Annotated in this window: 8 protein-coding genes; 3 read left to right on the forward strand and 5 right to left on the reverse strand. The window is 57.7% G+C overall.

The features are described 5' to 3' along the window. Positions 1–12: 12 nt before the first annotated feature. From AC4LE2_RS06380 to AC4LE2_RS06400, 5 genes are all read right to left on the reverse strand, one after another. Positions 13–2,463: a fimbria/pilus outer membrane usher protein gene (locus AC4LE2_RS06380; RefSeq protein WP_491824941.1), complete on the reverse strand. Its 2,451-nt coding sequence runs from the start codon at positions 2,461–2,463 to the stop codon at positions 13–15. A gap of 21 nt (positions 2,464–2,484) precedes the next feature. After that, complete coding sequence (locus AC4LE2_RS06385) at positions 2,485–3,225, reverse strand: fimbrial biogenesis chaperone (protein ID WP_491824943.1); 741 nt, start codon at positions 3,223–3,225, stop codon at positions 2,485–2,487. Positions 3,226–3,270: 45 nt separating this feature from the next. After that, positions 3,271–3,819 (reverse strand): fimbrial protein, encoded by a 549-nt coding sequence (locus AC4LE2_RS06390; protein WP_491824944.1) that lies wholly within the window; start codon positions 3,817–3,819, stop codon positions 3,271–3,273. 38 nt (positions 3,820–3,857) lie between these two features. After that, a complete protein-coding gene (locus tag AC4LE2_RS06395) occupies positions 3,858–4,406 on the reverse strand; it encodes a fimbrial protein (RefSeq protein ID WP_491824946.1) in 549 nt (182 codons plus the stop codon). Between the two features lie 133 nt (positions 4,407–4,539). Next, entirely contained in the window at positions 4,540–9,609 is a 5,070-nt protein-coding gene (locus AC4LE2_RS06400) for an RHS repeat domain-containing protein (protein WP_491824947.1), read from the reverse strand. Between the two features lie 917 nt (positions 9,610–10,526). Between AC4LE2_RS06400 and AC4LE2_RS06405 the strand changes: the two genes are divergently transcribed. From AC4LE2_RS06405 to AC4LE2_RS06415, 3 genes are read left to right on the forward strand one after another with little or no spacing between them, the layout of a single operon-like run. Further along, a complete protein-coding gene (locus AC4LE2_RS06405) occupies positions 10,527–11,696 on the forward strand; it encodes a hypothetical protein (RefSeq protein WP_491824949.1) in 1,170 nt (389 codons plus the stop codon). Between the two features lie 16 nt (positions 11,697–11,712). Next, the gene (locus AC4LE2_RS06410) at positions 11,713–18,735 is read left to right on the forward strand and encodes an RHS repeat domain-containing protein (RefSeq protein WP_491824951.1); all 7,023 of its coding nucleotides are present in this window, start codon (positions 11,713–11,715) and stop codon (positions 18,733–18,735) included. Position 18,736: 1 nt separating this feature from the next. Then, positions 18,737–21,049: a hypothetical protein gene (locus AC4LE2_RS06415; RefSeq protein WP_491824952.1), complete on the forward strand. Its 2,313-nt coding sequence runs from the start codon at positions 18,737–18,739 to the stop codon at positions 21,047–21,049. Positions 21,050–21,397 lie beyond the last annotated feature (348 nt).

Raw genomic sequence — 21,397 nt, forward strand, 5'->3', positions numbered from 1 at the left:
ATGCAGGCCTGCTTAAGGTGTGCACACTGTAGTGTGCAGGTAATACCCCTGCCGCTGGGTAGCGTTAGCGGGGTCAAGGTTCAGCAGGCAACGCTTTTCACCACCGTCGCCCCAGCGGGCCATCAGCGTTTGCGGTTGGTCAGTGCTCTCAAGCAGCGCCTGGCCGCCTTGCCCGATAGTGGCCACCCATTGGCCGTCACGGTCCAACAGTTCGGTGCCGAAGCCGAGCGTGTCGCCATTGGGCAAGTGGGCAGTGAGCAGTACGCGTGTGACCTGGCGGCCGGTGAAGGTGGTTTTGACCACCGCGCCACGGCGCGGAATCACCTGTTGGGTACCGTTGTCGATCAGCACGTCTGGGCCCAGGTTGCTGGTGTCCAGGCTTACGCTGTTGGAGCGGTACGGCCGCAACGAGTTGGCGATCGTGTAGCCCGCGCGGTTAGTGCGCCCACTGTTGTTATGCACGCCGATGCCCTGAATGCCGGGCACTTCAACGATGGCAAAGGTATCGCTGACCTGCGGCGCGGCGATCATGCCGCCAGCGTGCAGCACGAGCGAGCCGCTGGCATTGACCGACAGGCTGCTGAAGTCATCGCTTCGGCTTACCGCAGCACCCAGGTTCACAGCCGGGCCCTGCCAGTTCGCCGAGAACGACCCGGTACGGCTTTGTTGATCGCCCTGCGCGAGGCTGGCCCGGTAGCCCAGTTTGAGGTCGTCGTGGTAGCCCGACAGCGAAGCACTTTGGCTCAGGCGCTCGCCACTGCGTTGCACATTGAAAGTTGCGCTGGAGCGCGTACTGCCCAGCGGCACGTTGAGGCTTACACCCCATTGGCGGTACTGACGGTTACGCTCATCGAACGCTTGGCTTGCGTATAAATTGGCGCCGACACCCCACCACACGGTGCTCAGGTTGGCCTGCACCTGCTTGCGCTCGTAGGTAGAGCCCCAGTAATCCTCCTGGGACAGCGAGAGGCTGAGGCTAGTACGCAAGCCCAGGTTTTGGTACAGCGCCCCCTCCAGCCGGCTGCGCCTTGAGCCGTGGCGCAGCCAACGGCTGCCTTGCTCGGAAACCGCTTCGTCGAAGTCGCGAAAGCCTTCAGTAGAGTAACGATAGCCGGCGAAGCGCAGTTGCGTGCCGGTTGCGAACGCTTTGCCATAGCGGGCGGCGTAGCTCATGCCCCGATGAGGCCCGGCGTCGCTGTCGCTCACAGCAGTGGTGGCATCCAGCGCCAGCGCGCCCCAGGCGCCGAAGTCCCGCGATATGCCCAGTTGCCCGGCCTGGTAAAAGCTGGCGGCCATGGCCCCGCCGTACGCGGTCCAGTTATCGGGCAGGCCCCGCGCCAGGCTGGCCTGCGCCAGTATGGGCCGGGCCGAACCGGAGTAAGCAGGGGCATACTGGCCAGCTGCCGCGCTGTAGCGCCATACCCCTTCGCGCAGCAAGTTCCCCAGGGTGGAATAGGGTTGCGTGAAGCGTTTTACCTGTCCGTCGTCTTCCGTCACCGTTACCTCTAACTCGCCGCTACCCCCCACAGACAGGTCATCGAGCACGAATGCGCCGGGTGATACATAGGTGGTGTACAGCAGGTAACCGTCCCGGCGTACCTCCACCTTGGCACGGCTTTGCGCCACACCCCGGATCACCGGGGAATACGCTTGCAGCACATCGGGCAGCATGTCCATGTCCGACGCTACCTGTACCCCCAGTACGGGTACGCTGCGGAACACTTCGCCCTGGGTAAACAGCTCGCCCACCGTGAGGTTCGCCCGTAGGGCGGGGAGGTCGCGTTGGGCATAGGTATTGGAGCGCTGCCATTGCCGCCCCTGCCCAGGGTTGTCGCTCAGCGATTGAGTGCTACGCAGGCGCCAATCGCCTACATTGACGCCGGCATTAAGGTACAGGTCGCTGCCGCTGTTGGAGCCACCCAGGCGGCTGTTGCCCTGGCGAGCCGAGACCTGGTAGTTGAGGTAGCCGGCAGTGATGCCAGCGTCCCAATCGGAAGGCGCCGTGGTGCCATGCAGCCGCCGATGCAGCGCGGCCTGCGGAACCGAGACCGCCACTTTGAAATGGCGGGCGTCAATGTTCACCTGGCTGCCTGACAGCACCTGTTCCAGGTCTATGCAGGGCTCACCTGCGCTAAGCGGGGCAGTGAGTGCGGCCAGATTAACGCCGCCCTGCTCGATTAGCGAGAGGGGCAGGCAAACGCGCCATTCGTTCTGCTCGCCCGTTTCCAACGTCAGGCTATGCTGCCCTAGAGCCTGGCCATTAAGCGACACCTCGAAGGCGTACTCGCCAGGGGCGATGTCGCTGCTTGCATTCAGTGTGGCCAGGGCGCCAGCGGAGGCGTTATTGCGCAGAAAGCCCGCGTCAAACTCAGCTGCCTGTACCGCGTAGGCAAGGGTGTTCAAAGGCACCAGCCAGGCTGCGTGAAACACGGCCCGGGCGCGGCGTGGGTTGCGGGGTGTCATGGACTACTCCAACGTCGACGGTCAAGGCACTACAGGTAAGGCAAGGTCTAGCGGGTCAGTGAAACCGCCGTAATCATTAATGGCAGCGACGCTAAGTCGGGCGTCGCTGCCCAGGGCAATGTCCACTGGGTAGCGTTGCTGCGACAGTGGCGCGACCATGGGCGCCACAGTCAGTGCGTGTGCCTTGCCAGCGCTCTGAACGCGCAGGGTGACGAACGAGAAGTGAAACGGCGTGGGGTTATCTACCACCAAGTAATCGCGGCCCTGGCTGCGCTCACGGTGCCAACGCAACTCCTTGAGCCGTAGGGTTGGGTCGCCCTTGAACTGACTTGGGCGGAGGAACACCTTGATGCGGGTACGCAGCGCGATCCGCAAGGCATTGCCGGTACCTTTGTGTTTTTGCGGGATTTCCTGAAGGTTGAAATAAAACAGCGTTTCGCGGTCGTCCGGTAGGTCGGTGGGCAGGCGGTTCACGGTCACCAACTGCTCATCGCCTGGGCTTAGGCGAAACAGGGCAGGCGCGGGGATCAAGGGCACTGCGGTAGTGGTGTCGTCTGCTGCGGTGTTTACCCACACCTGTGCAGCGTAGGGTTCTTTGCCAGGATTCTTCACGACCAGCGAAGCGCTGCGCTTGTCATCGGTCATCACCAGCCGCGTGGCACTGAGCGTTAATGCCGCTTGAGTGACCTGTGGCAACAGGCAGGCAAGCGCCAGCGCCGCCACGGCTGCGCCGCGCAGCGTAGATACAGTACGAAAAGCCATGGGGCACCTTCGAAGGCGGGCCGCGTTGCACGGCCCGCGTAGGGGTTAATTGATAGTAAATTCCACCGACACGTCCGCATCAGCGGCGCCCGCAACTACGGTGCTGGCGGTGGATTTGTAGAAGGCAGTAAAGGCCAGTGCGTTGGCCTGGCCACCGGTGAGGGCATAGTCTTTCGAGGTGCCGCCATGACCCACGCTGGTGCCGTCGTTATCCTTGATGCCCAGTGCAACGCCGGTAGCGGTCGCGGAGCTGGCGTTAAGCGCGAACAAATTATCGTTGTCAGCGCCCCCCGCCAGGCCAAAGAAGCGTACGTTGCCTACGTTACTACCACTGCTATTCCAGCCTGGGCATTTCTCTGCATCGGCTACTTCAATGGCGAAGTCCCGGTGATTGACTTCCAAACCGGCCCGGTCGAAGTTGCCGGCCATGGCTTCACCCATGTCGATCGCGCCAGAGCCGCCACCAGCAGGGTCTGTGATGGTGATGGGGCAACTGCCGGCGACCACGGTACCGGTGAAACTGATCACGGCGGTGTTGGCCAGTGCGGAAGCACTCAAGGCCAGAAGGGGGAGGGCTATCAAGTAGCGTTTCATGGTGCAAAATCCTTGTAATGGGCGATGTGCTGGGGGTGTTAGTTAATGATCAATTCCAGTTGCACGTCGGCATTGGCGTCGCCTGCCCCAACCGAGGCTTCAGTGGACTTGTAAAAGGCCTGGAACGTCAGGTCGCTTTGGCCATTGCTGGTGAGGGGGTACTCACCCGAGAGCTCACCATGCCCGATTTGGGTTTTATCCTTGTCGCGTAGCCCGAGGGCCAAGCCTGTCGCGCCGCCAGTTTTGAGTGCGAAGAGGTTGCCGCTGTCGGCGCCGCCTTGCATGCCGGTAAAGCGCACCTTTGCCACGTTGGTAGCGCCGCCGCTACCATCCCAGCCCGCGCACTTAGAAGCATCGGTCACTTCGATGGTAAACGCACGATGGTTGGCTTCGATGCCGGCCTGGGTAAAGTTGCCGGCCAAGGCTTCACCCATCTTCACTTCGCCGTTACTACCGCCCGCAGGGTCTTTAATGACGATAGGGCAGGTGCCCGCCTTGATGCTGCCGGTGAAGTTGATAACGCCGGTGTTCGCAAAGCCGGGGGCTGCCATTGCCAGCAGCGGCAGGGCCAATAGATACCGTTTCATTGAGTGGACTCCTTTTCATGTGAGGGGTACAGACCGCATGGCCTAAACGCAAAACGCCCCGCCAAAGCGGGGCTCTGGCGGGGCGGGGAGGTTAGATGTGTGGGTTCTAAGTTTGAATAAGTGAACGTCTGAATTATGAGTTACGAATATTCCAAATACTAGTATTATTTTGCTGTTTGTATGCATTGCCAGGGACAGGTACTGCCTCCATGTGAACTTCTGAAGTCACTACCTTCGGGTCTAACGGTTTCCGATTTTGTATAGCTCTCTTAACACCAGCCAGTAATGCACTTTCCCCTTCAGCGGCCTGTACCTTTGCTTGAGCTCTTCCTAGTTCACGCGCCTCGCGGGGAGCCGGGCCGGGCGTCTGCGGAACTACCCGTGTTTGAGAGACTGCCGACGGTGAATGTGTTGATACTCTCGGTAATTTAACCGGCGTACGTGGAATAGTATAGTTATGATATTGAGGAACGTCCTTCCCAAGCCAACGGCCTGTGCGTTCGTATAGCTTAATAGCAGAACGTGGTTGTCCAAATTCAACCAGCTCATCAGTATGAGCGGCAGTACTGCTTATCTTCGCTGTCGTTTTTGCCGCCACCTTCCCCCCCTTTATTGCCTTACTCGCTGCCCCCCCCAACGACCCCGAGAACACCCCAACCGCAATGGAGGCATACATCAGCGCTTCGTTATCCTCGTCGAGCATCGCGGCCACGCCTACCCCAAGGGCTGCGGCAGCGACCCCCACCGCCGCCGCGCCAGCGGCCATCAGCCCGCCGGTGGCCGCAGTCGCAGCCATGAAGCCCAGTTTGAGCAGAGAAAACGACTCCCAGCCAATGAATGCCCAACCCACCATCTTGAATAGGCCACCCAGGAAGCCACCACCACTCTCGGCCTGTTGCTCTGGGGGCGCCACGTAGTAGGGCAGGTTGGCAGCAGTCCACTGCGGCATATGCCCGGTGGGGTCGTAAAGCATCACTGGGTTCCCGGCGCAATAGGCATAAGGGTTCAGGCCACCCGCGCCGAAGGGGCTGGCGTCATCGGGCGCGAGGAAGCGCATCAAGGCGGCGTCGTACAGCCGATAACCGCGCCCCAGTAAATACAGATCACTGTCAGCGCCTTCGCGCAGCTCCCCGTTGAAGCCCAGTTCGCACACGAATGGCGCCTCGCTATGGCTGTTGCCGTAGGCATCGTAGATGGCAGTGTGCAAGGTGTTTTCTCGCAACTCGCCGGTCACGCTGCCATTGCGATCGGTAATCAGCGCAGTGGCGGTGTCGCCCTGTAATAGCGCAAGGGGCGTACCTGCGGTGCTCAGGTAGCGCTGCACCTGGGTGTCCCGGCGCACATGGTCAACGCTTAGCCCATCGTAAAAACGCTGCTGATCCTCAGAGCCTTCGCTCACCGCGCACAGGCTACCTTGCGGGTCATAGCGGTAGGCGCGGGGCGCGTTAGTGGGCCTGCTCAGGCTCGCCAGGCGGCCAAAGGCGTCATAGGTAAGCGTCCATCCGCGGCCACGCTCGACCAGGCGGCCATTGGCGTCGTAGCGGAAGGTTTCGTCGCTTGCGCTTATAAGGGCCTTTTTACTGTTCATCAGGGTGTGAGCGAGGCGGGCGAGCTGGCAACTGTCATCGGGGCTATACGTCGCCTTGCTTTGTCGTATGTCCTTGTTGGCGTACTCGGTAAAGGTTTCAGTGAGGTTGTCCAAAGCGTCGAACTCAAACGACTGCCACGTGAACGGTTGGCCAAAGCTATCACGGGGCAGGACACCTTCGTCTCCATTGTTGCGTTGCTCTACCAAGCGGTTACGCAGGTCGTAGGTGAACCGCTCACACAAGACCTGCTGGTCGCCCTCGTCAAAGGTCAAGCGTTCAGCCAAGTTGCCGTTGCCCTCGAACGCATGTTGCTGGCGGCTGAGCAGGCTGTCGCCACGGAACACGCGACGTTCGCGTTCGCGGCCCAGGCTGTCGTACACGGATTCGGTCCTAATCTCGCCGCATTCACGGCTGCACAGCTGCCCGAAGGGGTCGTAGCGCAGCTTAACGGCCTCCACTTGTGACCCTTGCACGCACAGCGCGTGCTGCTCACTAAGCCGCCCAGCGCTGTCGTAGTGATAGCGGGCGCTGCCTACTTCACTGTCGGTGCGGGTTAGCCGCCGGCCGGCAAAGCTGTGTTTATAGTCAGTGGTATACGCCTTGCCTTGGTCGGTGCGGGTTTCTTGTAGCAGTTGGCCACTTGCCGAATAGCCGTAGGCATTGGCGATGGCCCCCACGGTGTGTTGGCCTAAGGGCAGGCCTTGAGCATCGGCGGGGTCGGCCGAGAGTAACCGCGCCGTTGTGTTGTGGTAACCAAAGTTGAAGCTCAACCCGCCGCTTTTTGCTGTTAAAGGGCTACCAGTGAGTGAGGGCTTATAGGTGTAGTCAATGGTCTGGCCGTCCGCCTGCCGCAGCTGCGCAGGGCCCGTGGCACTGCCGTCATAGCGATAGCCCAGGGTGCGGCCCCCTTGGGTTTGACGGGTCACCCGGCCTAGCCCATCAAAGTCACGGGTGGCAAGCATCGTGGCTGCAACGGCGCCACTGTCGCTGGCTTTGTAGCTGAGTTCGGTTACCAGCGCGTCACGGCTGTGCGTGGCGAAGGCTTGCAAAAATTCATCCTTGTTTGGCTGCACAGTGCGCTGCAAGCGGCCCCAGGGGTCGTAATCCATTAAGGTACGATGCACCACGCTTAGGCCGTTGCCCTGGCGAAATTGTTCGGTCTGTTCAAGGCACTGGCCCCAGCCGTCATAGGTGTATTCCGTCCAGTGCTCAACCTTGTCGTTCTCGTCTAATACCTCTGTCCGTACCGGTTTACCGAGGCGGCCCAATTCAGTGCGGGTTTTACCCTGCTTTGCCCGTATGCCACCGGCATCCGGCGCGCTCTCAAGCCATCCTTCGGTAATGTGCCCCTCTTTACCGAAAGGGCTGGTGTTCGACACTTGGCGGGTGCCATCGGCTTGCTCTGTTGCATAGACGTAGCCCCAGTCGTCGTAGGTGTATCGCCGGGTGAGCCCTGTTACCGCAGCGTTAGCGCCAAAATCGTCAAATTCTGTCTCTTCCACCAACCGGCCGAACCCGTCGTATCGTCCTTCCCAGTAGCACTGCTCATCCCCGCGCGCTACCTGCCAACCGTCGCAGCGGTAGCGCTTCGTTTCACGCCCCAGCCGATCGAATACGATGCGCGTGGTCGTGCCCGTGGCGCTGGTTTGCTCAGTCTCTGGCCACCCGTCTTTGCCCATCGGGCGGTAAGCGAAGGTGCGAGCGGCGGGTGCGTCAGGGTCCTGTACCTCTGCCTGGCACAGCCGCTGCAGCGCGTCATAGGTATAACCTACACGCGTGCCCTCGGTGTCTTCGCTTAGCAAGGTGACGCCGGTGGTGACGTCCTGCTCACGCACGGCGTAGTGGCTTTGGCCGTCGTGCGCCGTGTAGTGCACCTGGGTGCGCAGTCGGCTACCCATCGCCCGCCGTGCCGTAGGCGCTGCACGTTGGTACGTGTGTTCTTCCTGGGACGTGGTGCGTACATCCGGTGCAGCGTCATCCCATAAAGTTTCGCAGCGGCTTTTGACCCGCCCATGCTGGTGACGGGTATCGCTGGCAGGCGTGAGGTAATACTCGATAGCTTGCTGGTGATAGCTGCTCGTTCCATTACGCGTGCTGCAGGTGTGTATCTCTACAGCCTGAACGGCGCTGCCTACCGGTTGTGGCTTGCCTGTGGCTACCTCGATACATCCAACCAGGCCGTGCCGGTAAGTGGTTACAGAAACGTCGTTGAACCAGGCTTTTTTTGAGTCCTTGCCTGGCTCGCGCGCCGGGTATTCGGTAATGGTGTGCAGATGCCGCTTGAAGCCCCAGGGGTCTGGCGGGCAGGCCAGGCCTTTGTCATCGGTATGCCCTTCGGCCGAATAATAGGTGTACAGGGTCTCCTGCCCGCTGGGCATTACCTGGTGAACAAGGTTGCCCTGAGTATCGAATTCGCTTGTCGTGGTCTCGTGGCGAACCAGCGGCTCGCCCTCCTTGCGCCAGCGCGTAGTGACTGTTTTAGGTAGCTGAAACTGCGCCGGTTGCGATGAGAACGCTTTACCAGGCACCAAATGGTAAGTAGTTTCACGCTCAGTAATACAGCCCCCCTGCTGCACTGTTTCGAGTGTGCATAAATGAAAACTATTGTATGTGCGCGTTGTGCGGCGCTGCTCTTCGCCGTTTAATTGCACATGGGTAACGGTATAGGTATAGGAAGGCGAGGCACGATACAGGTTGTCGCTGCCATCGCTCGACCACTGACTGATTCCCCCAAAACCAAGGAAGTTGTGATTATCGTCGCCGTAGTGGTATTCGCTTACAACGCTGGCCAAGCCTGGGCCGGCACTGACTTCATGACGGGTGACGCGAGGCAATTTCGGCGGGCCGCCTTCTGGCACACTGTGTGTACTGTCGTAGGTAATCGTTTCGACAGCGCCCAAGGGTTGGACCACCCTGGTAATGCAGGTGTAAGGCACTGAAGCGCCGGTGTACTGAAATTCCCATGCGCCGCCCACTGCCTCTGGCAAGTCTAGGCGGCTCATACGGCCATTTTCGAAGGTTAGCCTGAAGTTTCCGCTCGGCATTTCAATCAACACATCATTGCCGCTTTTGCGTAATTCCAATAGTTGCTGGCCGTCGTCATCCGTAACGGTTGCCAGCCGAGGCCGCCCTTGATCCAACTCATAGGTCAGGTGCAACGCATGGCCGGTTGGGCCTTGCAGCATGTGAGGAACCAGGTAATCCCCACCACCTGGCACGCTCAAGTGTTCCACGGCGCCACTACGGTGGATGATCTGCCCTTGCGTAGCACTTTTTTGAAGGTAGCGGAAGCTCCGTAGCTTGCGTTCGCTAATGCCGGGCTCTTCACCGCTGCCATCGATCCGAAACTGTTCCCCCGTGCACAACCTGATCAACCGCGGCTCTTGCAACCGAACATGGGACAGATTAGTGGACCAGCCTGCCCCCAACCCCCAGTCATCGCCGGCAAGAGGATTAAAGGTCAGGGCCAGAGCGAATTCCGGGCCAAGCAAGTCACTGGCGGTCGTACCAGGCAGTGAAAGGGTAAAGGTATATAAGCCCGTTCGCGCATCAACGCCGCCATTGGCGAAGCCGGGGAAATTTTGTGCGTTGGATTGGAGACTTTCGTCGGCCATAGCAGGCTCCGCAGTATTGAATACACAAAGGAAATAAGAGGGTTGCTGGGTTCAGCTCGCATGGACAATAAGCGGCGCCATCATAAAAAGGCTACCTGGCAAGGTTGTTAGGTTTCGCCACGGTCGCATATTAAAAAGGCAAATGAGAACCAAATTCGGAGAATTGTAAATATTGTTACTCGGCCTACCTAGCATAGTTGCTAGGTAGGCAAGTTAGCGTGCTTTTGCAACAGTGGTTTTCACGTTAATACGGAGTACACCCTATGACTGAGTCAACGCTCGCGTTGTCACCAGTAGTGGCTGATCTAATCAAGGACGGTTACCTGGACGTCGATGAACTACCGCTTGCGGGCCTATCCGTAGAAGTTTCTTACAGTGGCTTCGTTGTCAATGATGAGATAGATATCACGTGGTACGGGGTCGATGAAAACGGCGTGGTTTATGATTGGCATGGCTATTTAAAGATCAGCCTTACAGACCCCGCTTACGATCCTGCTACGCAAACGGTGAGTCTTGCTGTGCCGCGAGAGTCAATTGTCCCCGCCAGGGGCGGCCAAGCTTTTCTGAGCTGGAATTACAAACCACTAAGCAGCACTGCGTATATCCCTAGCCCCCGCCTAGTGGTCGCACTTGCGAGGCCGTCCCCACCTGTGCAAGTACGCCACTCTCACCTGCTGCAAATAGCACCTGATTTATCAGCCACCGGCGAGGTCGAAGCCAACTGGCCGCCCTACGCGGCGATGTGCGCTGGGGACGTCATCTGGTTGCATGCAATACGTGACCCTGACGGGGCTGCGGCTGAAGAACTCTATTCTTTCAACGTGACACCTCAGAACGTTGGCCAAACAGCGAAGTGGTACTTGGGTAAAGCCTTACTTACGTGGGCGCTAAAGTTAAAAAAACCTATTGATCTGTACGTGAAAGTGCAACTCGTTGGCGGCGCCCGTCAAGCGCTTACGTTTGCTCGACAACGCTTCAGCGTAGTTGACGAACTGCCCACTCGTGAACTGGCGATCGAGCTGCCAACGGTAGTTGCGTCAGCAGACCCCGTAACGTTGGACCCGGCCAACTTTCCCGGCGGCTTGGAAGTGCGGGTACCGGCTACGGCGGTTGAGGCCGTCATACGCCGCGGGGATGCATTACTGCTAAGGGTGTTGGGTAGCCGAGATGATCAGGACCTTTACCTACACGCCGTGGCAGACCTCACCACCACGCAGGCGGCTTATTTCGGCACAACACTGCCCCAGGCATGGCTGTTCTCTCACGACGGCCAGGATGTCACGTTTGAATGGCAGACTGATCGGGTAGGGGCGTCCTTCAGCGGCGTGCCACTAACAGCGCGGGTACAGGCGGCGCGCAAGCTGGCCTATCCAAATGTGCCCGATGCAACGTCCGAAGAGGAAGAAAACGGCAACTTCAAGGGCTTCATCGAGCCTGCAGGCTTTATGAGCGAGGGGCTGCGAGTAGAGGTCCCAGCCGACTTCGCCGTTGCACCGGATGAGGTGCTTACCGTGCATTACGAAGGTGAGCCGGCGGGAGGGCGTTACCAGACCACCCAGCCAATCTCAGCGGACAAGCCTAGGGCCTTTTTAATTCCACCTCAGTACCTGGCGCCCAGTATGGGTGGGCAGGACAAAAGGGCAGCGATCTATTACTCCCTTACCTTAGCTGACGGTAACCAAATTAGATCTTATAAATACTTGCTGTGGGTGAAAAAGCTCACCTCAAGCGCTTTGGGAAATATTCAATGCCCACAAGCGCCTGGCGGCAGTAACTTATCAGTCAAGGACTTAGTTGCGAATTACGGAAGTAAAGCTGATGTAATACAGCCGCCTTGGCTATTAATGGCTCAAGGGCAAAGGGTTTCGATTACCGCCGAGGGCGTATCCAAGACTAATGGAATGCTTATCATGCGCACCTTGTTGGACGGCAATGCGCCAGCGCCCGGCGACGTGAAAGCCGTGTTGCCCGTGAGCTTCCTGCAGCAGTTACAGCTGAACCAGCAATTCGACATCACGACAGAAGTGGCATTTGACACTGTTGATTTTATTTTGCAGACGACTACGTCACTTACACTAGTTGCATAAAGCCGAGGGTTAACACATGACACTTGTAGAGCTGTTGGAGAAATTAAAGAAAGACAGTCAGACCCTCGGCTGGGGGGCGGTGATGGCGGTTAGTCAACGCCAGCTCAACGCCAGGTTAAAGTCGGCCTTCGCGGCAACATCGGTGCCGCTGCCGGCGTTCTCTGGGCACATCAGCTTGCTAGCGGACAATAGCGAATTTCTTGATGCCAGCGAATTAAGCCTGGGCGCGCCGCAGCTAAACCTGGCACGGTCCATCGGCGAGCGAGTTGCTGTGCGGCTTCCGTTGGTAGCAGGTGAAGGCGTGTATCGAACGATACCTGGCAGCTCAGCGTCTAGCGGCCGGCTGCTTTCCACGCAGTCTTTCAGCGAAGAGGCCGGTTACTATCTGGACTTGACAGCTAACGTAGCAGTTTCTATCGACGCCTTTGGTAACAGGGCCCATGTACTTATCGATTTAACGACGGCTGCGGACGTTCAATGCAACCTCTGGCCTTATGAGGAAGGTAATAAACGTATTGCCGATACGTTTAAAACTCACTTGCTTGCCACACCGCGCGCTTATGGTCAGATACCGGTGCTGAGCATCGACTTGGACGTTCGCGACAACTTTAGCGTTAAAAAACCTTTGGTGGTGTTTCAAACTAATCCGGAGGCGGCCGACGATGGTGCGTTGCTGGTGCTGATGCAGCTCAACGATGGCGCTCCCCTGGGCACCTTGCCTGGTAATAACTACCCGTACCTGATCCCTTCGGATACGGATGCCTACCTAGAGCCGCTTTACGACGTGACCTGCCTGGTGAGTAGCACGCTCGCACCGTTTTTGGCCAAGGAAGCAATGGCACAGAAACCCATGTTTCTCCTTCAAACCACCTTTGCCGGTGACCAACAGCTGGTAGAAACTCGACGGGAAGTGCCTAACGACTGGGCTACATTTGGCCATTTAGCTTTCAGCGGGGCCAAGGTGACGATCACCCCAGACAACGCAGACATCATTGCGGGCCAAACCTTAAGGTTTACAGCTCAACTCGGTGATGGCGATTCTGCATTGGATGTGCAGTGGCTGATGCCACAGCCTCTGACCACAGGCGCGCCTGCTGGGCGCATGACTGCGACAGGGGATTACACGGCCGCCGCCTCGCGGGATTACACCCACGATGTGAGCGAGGTTACCCTCGTTGCCCAGTACACTGCCGGTGGGCAAAGCATGACGGCCAGCACCGTTGTGAAGGTGCGTAAGGCAGGCTTGATGCAGCAGGCACCTATACAGGTCGTGAGCCTGTGGCGTGACAGCGAGCAGACCACTCGCCAATTGCAGGCCCTGGGTTTAAACGCTGAAGGCCTGCAGTGGTCCATGGCCAGCACGCCTTTGCCAGGTGAAAGCGTGACCACCGCCCCTGGCGTTGCGCGTTCAGCCGTTTACACGGCACCCACCGAGCTGTCTACGCCGCTGGCGGTGCGTTGGGTTGCGGTAAACCATGTAAACGGGCCAGCGCAGGTGGACCCGGTGAACCAGGCTGGGCTGATTTTGCAATCCGTGGATCATATGTTGGACGTGGAGCCGCCGTTCGTTGGACAGGTGGCCGGCGGCCAGACCTGTGTGTTCAAGGTGCCGTTGCTCGAGAATGGCACGCTGACGACTGAGGATGGCCGCGTTTTGGCCCTCGACGCCGATGAAAACCCCTGGTCGGTCATTGGCGAGGGCAGTATCACCGCCGAGGGGGTATACACCCCTTCCGCCACCCCTACATTACCCTTCGATATTGTCTATTACAGTTTTCATCAGGGCGATTTTCTGGGTTATTCGGTCGTGCAAACAGGTCGCAGCAGCATCGCCAAACAGAGTTGGGAAACGCTCGTTGAGTTTTCGCTAAGGCTTGATTATGGAAATCGCGTGTATAGCAACGGCGGTCAGCAGTTGCCTGTGACTATTACCATCCGGACGAGTCAAGTTGACGAGCTTGATTTACCCATTTCGCCCATAGAGTTAGCCTCGTTACGGCTGCTAGATAAAACCACGCGGCAGCTCATCCCGCTGATTGACCCCAGTCACGAAGGCCTTGGGTCAGGCGGCTGGGGAATGAGCAGCGTAAGCAACCGCTACCACTGGCCGCAGAGCACGGTGCTCAGCACTGAACCTGGGGTTCTGGCAGAAGGCGACGTGGAGCGTACGCGAACCCGTACGGTGTACTTGCATACGCGCGCGAACCAGCCGATAGATATCGCGGCAACCTTTACAGCGTATAGAAATAATTACTCCGAACAAATCGACTCCGACCAGGCTTCGTACGAAGGCGCCACTTGGCAAACTGTAATACCTCTGAGGGTTCAATCCTTCACACGTGACACCTACCGCTTTCCTGGGCTTGCTGAACAAAGGCTGCCCCAAACACCTACATACTGGAGCGGGCAAGAATACGGCAACACTGAGAATATGCTGGATCGCTGGTATGGCATGGCGGCGGACACTACCACTCGCTATGGCTTGACGCTGGCTGCCGAGGACATGTCCTTCGTATCCATGGGGCTGATCGGTAAGGCTGACCCAGGCGCGGTTTATCCAGAGCCCGAGACGCCGCCCGTCAACCAGACCCGCTGGGAGTCAGAGTATTGGGGAGAGAGCGGCTTTAGTTATACGGCGGTGGCATTGAATTCGACAGCGCCATTGGCTGGTACCCCTGACCCATCCACGCTGGGCATAGGCACAGCCTTATTAACCCTTGATGCGCGGCAGCGAGGGATAGGCTTGCCGGGCCAGATGCCTGGCAACGGCCCTTACACAGGCCCTTCCGTGCCCCTATTCAACCGCTTGGCCGGCCCACCAGCCGTGGGGGCGGTTATGGTGGTGCTTGAGCGGCGCGGTGACATGACTTACAGCCTGGATGAAGAGGTCCAGACGGTGAAAGCGGCAACCGCTCTCCCGCTAAGCCTGCGCCTACGCGATAACGTAGGCAACCTGCACCAGGTCTCCCTCGGCTTTACCCCTGAAAATGACCACGTCAGCGGCCGTAACGACTTGCTCATCACTTACCCTGCGGCTGCGCTGCCTAACGCTGAAGAAGATGGGCCACAGGGTGACGATGACAGCGGCCCACGCCAGCCTGCGCCCCGCGCGCCAACAACATCTTTACACTCCAATGCGTTTAATTTTTTGAGTTTCCTTGAAGGCGGCGTAGACCCCCGTACCGGGCAGTATACGTTGCAGCTTGCCCTGCCAGCGGTGCAAGCCAATAACCTTGCTGGCCCCGAGTTGGCGGTGCAGTTGGGGTTTGACCCGCTTAACTCGCTTGATATCGGCCTGGGAAGCGGTTGGGGCTTGAACCTCAGCCAAGTAGACATCCGCGGTAAGGGCCGGCTACGGCTCAGTAGCGGCGAAGCCTATACGCTGACTGCTACCGGCACCGACGGTGAATACCACATGGAGGAGCGCAAGTTGCCCGTGTGTCGCTTGTTCAAGGAAGGGGCCAGTTACCGACTGGTACACCGAGACGGCACCGTGGAGTCGCTCAAGGTGCCGGCAGCCGGTGGCGATATCGCATTTCCCGAAACCATTACGGCGCCAACAGGGCATCGACTTCACTTCACCTATCAAGGGTATGAGGGCAATGCGCGGCTGCATGAGGTCAAGGATGACACGGGGCGGGTGTTGCTAAGTATTGACGCCCGCTCCGATTCCATCACCTTCACCTTTTTTGCCGAGGGGCAGGCCCAGCCAGTGACCTTCGAAGCTGAGCTGATGGCCAGGCGCTTGGAACGCCTGAAGTTGCCAACGACTGAAACTGCCAGTTGGCACATGGCGTACCGAGACATTAACGGCTACAGCTGTCTGGTCGAAGTCCAGACCCCGGTAGGCTCTAAGGAGACGATCGACTATGACAACAACGGGCACGGCGTGCCTGGTGATGCCAAGCCGAAGCTGCCTCGGGTAGTTACTCACACCCTTTCACCGGGGGCCGGGCAACCTGATCAAGTAGTAACCTATACCTATTCCAATGAGAATTTCCTGGGGTATGGCAGCGTCAGCAGCTGGCAGGAGGAGGAGGACAACCTCTATAGGGCGGCGTGGCAATATCAGTATTCCAGTACTGCTACCCACACCGACGGCAGCACTGTGCGGAAGGTTGAACGTACCTATAACAGCCTGCACTTGCTGAGTAAGGAACAAACCACTCAGAACGGCCACGCTCACACGGTTGAAACAGAGTTTCACTGGCAGCCCGGTGCTTCGTTCTCGGCTCAGCCAAACGTGTGCCAACTGCCCAAGAAAGTGAATACACAGTGGCGAATAGAGGGAGAGCCCAAGGTACGCAGTGAGGTGGTTGAGACCGATTACGACAGCAACGGCAACTTGACCAAACACACCGCCGAAAACGGCGTAGTGACCCGCTATAGCTACTATCCAGGCGATCAGGACTTAGACGGGTGCCCTAAAGACCCTCATGGTTTCACGCGCTATGAGAAAACCCGCACTGTGGTGCCAAGCACGCAATCCACCGAAGCGGGCGCGCCTGAGCTCACCACCACCTCGACTTATCAAAAATGCCCCGCGCTGAGCGGCTCAATCTCGCCAGGGGTGGTGCTGCTGCATACCGAGGCCTTGACGCAGGCAGCCGAATCCGCAGCCGCGCGTTTGGAAACCTACAGCTGGTTTAGCGATGCGAATGACCCCCTGTCCCTGGGGCGGCTGGCTGAACAGCGTACGGTGCTCTTCGGCGATGAAAGCCTGCCCACCCTGCAGCGTTATGGTTATGCATTGGGCGATGGGGAGGCCGGCGTGGGCACGGTGTTAAAAACAAGTGTCACGCTTGAAGGGTTCGACGGTACGCAGCAAATCAAGTACCTGGAACAGTCCACGGTCAACGGCTTGATGCTGCTTGAGCGCGATATCCAGGGGGAGGGTGCGGACGTCGATATTCGCCGCCGCTATGACGCACTACAGCGCGTAGTGGAGGAAACCATCGCCCCTGGTACGCCTCAGAACGCGAGCCGTTTGTACAGTTACACGTTGGTAGACGGCGCTGGGCGCGGCGCGGAACAGACAGTCACTGACGTCAAGGGATTGCGGTTGCGTACGCAAGTCGATGGTTTAGGCCGTGCCGTCGCTGAGCACCGTCGTGAGCCTGCCGTGACGGTGGAACTGCAAACCTTCGAGGCTCAATACGACGGCTTGGGGCAACTGAAACAAGCCACTGAATGGGACGACTTTGGCGCGCAACGCAGCGCGGTGTCGATGACCGAGCAGTACCAGTACGACGACTGGGGCACGCTCTGTTCTACCCTCGGCGCTGATGGTGTACGCCGCATTGACCGTACCGACCCCCTGGGTGTGCCTGCCGAAGGCGTTATTCAGGTCCGTAGCCAGTGGTTGGAGAGCACTGACGGTAAAGACATCAGCGCCATCGAGGTGAGTTACCTCAATGCCTTTGAGCAGGAGGTCAAGACGTTCCGTCAGCTCGATGCCAGCGCGCCAACTACTCACGAGTACACCTATGCTTACGACGGGTTGGGCCGCAAAGTAGAGGAGCGCACGCCGCTCAACCACACCACCACCTATCGCTACGACCTGTTCGACCGCAACGTACTCACTACGCTGCCGGATAATGCCAAAGTGGTGCGAGCCTATGCCAGCCATTCGGCCGAGGACCTGCCAACACGTATCGCGGTGATCAATGCCGCCGGCAAAGAGTATCTGCTTGGAACCCAGGCCTTCGACGGCGTAGGGCGCATGACTGAAGCCGTCACCGGTGGGCGCACGCGTGAATTTACCTACCATGCCAACCAAACCCGCCCTACCAAAGTCAAGACCCCCAAAGGTCATGACTTGGTATACGAGTATCAACCAAGGCTAGGGGACCAACCTATCCTGCGCAGCGTGGGCGAGCAGGGCGGTGTCGACGCCGAGGAGTGCTACGAGTACGACCCGAAAGATGCCCGGTTAACCCGTTGCCTGCGCGCGCAGCAGGAGGTCATGACGCGCAGCTACCACAGCAACGGTCGGCTGCTCAGCGAAACGCGTCAGCACGGCCTCGAAACTAAACAGATGCATTATGCCTACAGCGTGCAGGAGCGTTTGCTGAGTTACACCGACGTGACTGGGCAGCGCCAGACCTGGCACTACGACGCCAATTACGGTGGCCGCCTGACCGCCATGACGGCTACTGGCCTGGAGTGCCAGGTGGAGTACGACACCCTTGGGCGAGATCGGCGGGTTACCACCCAGGACACACAGGCCAGCACCTCCCTCAGCACGCACTTGACCTACGACGAATTCAGCCGGGAAATCGCGCGCTGTTTTGAGTTCGACAATGGGCAGCACGAGACCCTGGCGCAGACGTACGACAGCCTCGATCGCATCGTTAGTAAAACCCTGACTGTGGGAGATGACAGTGTTTTGCGCGAGGAGACGTTCACCTATGACCCTCGCGGTCATTTGGACACGTACGAATGTAAAGGCCCGGAATGCCCTCTGGACCCGTACGGCCATGTCATCACCTTCCAGCTCTTCGAGTGCGATGCTCTGGACAACCATACGTTGGTTTATACCGAATGGGCCGAGGCGTCTCGTGGCCTGGTACTGGAGGCTTACCGTAACGGGCAGCGAGGGGAGGCGTTGACCGCGTTGGCGGAAGATAACTCGAACACAGCCATGTACCAATACGACAACCCCGATGACCCAGTGCAACTGACCGGTATCAGCAATACGCATTCCAGTTACCCAACTGAGGTGAGCCTGGAATACGACGCCGATGGCAACTTGCTCAACGATGAGTGGGGCAGGGGCTTTGAATATGACGCACTCGGCCGTTTGATTCAGGTCACGGGTTTGGAGCATGAAACCTCCAGCACTTACCTCTATGACCCCCTCGACGCAATCAGTGCCCGAACTGAGGGTGCAGGGGCCGCTAACGAAGGGCGCTTCTATTGCGATGGCGTGCTGCACACCCTGCTTGAAGAACAGGGTGCCACCTTAATCGTACGAGCCGGTGAACATCTGGTAGCTGAACAAACCACCGCCCAATCGGCTCAACATAGAGATAAATGAAATGAATCAGACCTATCAAAGCATTGATGAATTGCTTCAATGGTTCGGCGAAGCGCCGCGCACCTATGGCTGGGACGCTATGTTGGCGTTCGATCAGGCCACGGTGAATACGCTGCTGTTACAGCAATACATTGATCGGTTCAACAGCGACAGTTACTTGCCGCCGGTTAACGAGTCCAGGCAAGACGGCTATGGCACTTTGACTGAGCTATCAAATTATGTATTCGATAAACCACGGCTGTCGTTCGAGAACGCAGACCTGCAAAGCCCTACCGCTACGTTGCGTATTCAAAGCTTGGGCGGAGTGATGTATACGTGGGATGTAAGTAGTGCAACTCGGAAGCTTACCTCAATTACCTATGAGTCTCCGGTCAACGGCTCTGACTACGAAATTGTCGTAAAATTAACGAGTAAAAATGTTGGAATACGGGATCAAAAGGTAATCATCGACGTGGCTGACGGGCAGGAACCGGTGCTGAAGTTTGGTGCACCACATAGTGTGCAAAAGCAAATGGGTACAGCGTTGGCGGCAGCCTTTGGAGTCAACCCGCCCGAAATTAGGGAATATGTATTGAGTGAGCTCAAGGCCGAAGAGGGTTCCCTGTTCGAGCCCGAGCATGTTCTGTTATTAACCCAATCAGCCCCGGAAGGGCGCACGCGGGGCGCTGCCCGGTACGGGGACGGCGCGGTGTTGGCGTTCGTGGCAATGAAAGGTGGGAGCGTGGGTTCTCGGCCGGTGCCTCAGGACCCCAATTGGCGCTATTTGCTTGATCCCAAGGAGGGTGGGCATTCGGCGATGTTGGTGTTGAGCCAAGAATGGACGATTGGACGTCTTATTGAATACAGTATGACGCAATTAGCCGGTGCTACTGATGCAGTCGTAGGATTAAAGGGAGTTGTTTTCACAATATTGGACGACGCGCCATGGAAGCAGCTGAATGGGCGTGGTGGTGTAGTTCGCTGCGCTTGGGTTATGTATATCGATACGCCGGATTATCCAGGATTACAGCTAGAAGGTGAACTTCAGTTGGCGAGCGATAAGCCTTTTTCCGCTAAGTCGAGTGGGGGAAAGATCATCGTTGAGTGGTCTGCGTCTGGTAAAGCCACGGGCGAAATAAATCGGCCATCCCTTGAGGCCACTTTATGGCTTGATGAGAATCTGGATGTGGCCTGTGTATGCAGTTTGGAACCAGTAATAAATATTAATACGGGTATTGTTGAATTTAATTCAATCGGTAGCGGAATAGTTTCCGGTATGAGTGATGAGTTAAAAAATAGTTTGGGGGAGCGTTTAGCTCCATATTTGGCCTCGGCTCAAGTCGACGGAATAGAAAGCTCGTTTCGGACTAACATCAATGCTGCCCATCTTGCAAACATCGTACTAGCAGACGACCAACCCATCCGGCTAAAAGGCGCGAAGCTGCCTGGCGACCTGGTGATGTACGGCAACCTCACGGATGAGCGTGTTGGCCTTACCCTCAATAAACTGGAGGTAGTGGTCGGCACTAATGCCACGTTCCAATTTGAGGCGAGCGGGGGGGGCGCTGTTACATGGAGCCTGGAGCGAATAGACGGCGTTTCTGCTATGGCGAACGACGCTGGCACCATCAGCGCCAGTGGCCTCTACACCGCCCCGGCCATTACGGCTGCCTATGCACGGGTACGGCTAACAGCGAAGCGAGGGGATTTTATTACAAGAGCGCTAATTACCGTGGTTAAAGAGTTGGCCACAATATCCCCTGCTATTCAGTTAGCGGTAGTGGGGGCCGCTCAGAAGTATTTCGTCCGGGGCGGCGCGACTGGCGAATGGGCCTGGGATACTACCGGGCTCAAGGGCACCCTCGTAGAGCCGGGGGCAGACGAATCTTTTGACCCTGGCACGATGCAGTACATACCGCCTGCGACGATTGATGGAACCTTTATCGTTGAGGAAATTAAGATAAAAGTAGGTTCAAATATTACTACTAGCAAAATTGTAGTGACCAAAGGCTCTAATTTTGAAGTGCGCGGGGAGCTTGATGGTGATAAGGATTCAGCTACATTGAAAGCCTATGGCGCGGCAGGTGAATTGTCGGGTGTGACCTTCACCAAAGTTGTAGGTGGTGGTGTTTTGGAGGGAAATATTGTGAAGTCTGAAGCTTCTCCTATCGAGCGCTATATTATAGTTCAGGCTAACTTTATGGAAATGATGTTCAGTTATACAATGCTTCCGCTACCCCTCAGTATTCTTGATGGCACCGATAGCCTAGCACTCTTGCAGAACCCATCCATGTCCATCACTGAATTGCTAGGCAAAGAGAGGGCAGCACTATGAACACGCCCATGACTAAATCCGTTTCACCCCGCACTCGCCTGGCTCGGCATAAGCGATTATTGGATGCCCTAGGCCAGGGAACAACCGAAAGCGTGCTCCTGACTATTGATGATCGCTATTTTGTTGACCCAAACCTGGCGGATCCCAATAACGATCGTACTTTGATACGTGCCCAGTGGGATATGGGATTGGACGTTAATGCTTCATGGGCACAATCCGGCTTATTGCCGCCTGTGCTTAGAGTCGAATTGGCCTACGGTCAGCCAGATAGCGGCTATACCCAAATTGACGAACTTACGTTGACCAGGGGGGCGACTACCTATTCCTACACTGTTTCAAAAGGGAATT

The sequence above is a fragment of the Pseudomonas sp. 9.3L genome, from assembly GCF_058536285.1.